The organism is Methylobacterium indicum (genome assembly GCF_001043895.1).
GTDB lineage: Bacteria > Pseudomonadota > Alphaproteobacteria > Rhizobiales > Beijerinckiaceae > Methylobacterium > Methylobacterium indicum.
This window is the reverse complement of record NZ_JTHF01000293.1, coordinates 1-567: the sequence shown is the minus strand read 5'-3', so window position 1 is coordinate 567 and position 567 is coordinate 1. Positions and strand designations below refer to the sequence as shown.

At 69.0% G+C, this 567-nt stretch carries 1 protein-coding gene; it reads left to right on the top strand.

Annotation, left to right across the window (positions count from 1 at the left end; translation table 11 throughout):
- Window positions 1–65: 65 nt before the first annotated feature.
- Window positions 66–567 (top strand): proline hydroxylase (locus QR78_RS27590; protein ID WP_048430816.1); only part of this gene is annotated, 502 nt, incomplete at its 3' end.

The window sequence follows — 567 nt, the reverse complement described above, 5'->3', positions numbered from 1 at the left end:
GCACCGCCGTCATCACTCCGTCGACGCTCCCTTCTTCGCTGACTTCCCTTTCGGCAGGTTCCTCGATGAACGCTCCATCCCTGGCGCCGTCGATCCTCGACCTCGACGCGATCCGCGCCGCGCCCCTGACGCAGGCGCCCTACCGCTACGTCCTCGGCCGGCAGGTGATCCGGTCCGAGGCGGTGCCGGCGCTCCTGCGCGACTTTCCGGCCATCGAGAAGCCGGGCTACCTCACGCTGGACGAGGTAAGCCTCGCCGGACGCTTCGGGGACCTCGTCGCGGAACTGGAGAGCGACACGGTCTCGCGGGTGCTGGGCGAGACGTTCGGCATCGACCTCGTCTCCTGCCCGCGCCTGACCACGGTCATGCGGCGCTCGCAGTCCAAATACGGGGCGATCCATACCGACGGCGCCGCCAAGGTGATGACGCTCCTGCTCTACATGAACGAGGCCTGGGAGACGGCGGAAGCCGGTCGCCTGCGGGTGCTCTACGACGGCGAGCGGTTCGATCCCTACGCGGTCGAGGTGCCGCCCACCATGGGGACGATGTTCGCCTTCCTGCGCGCCG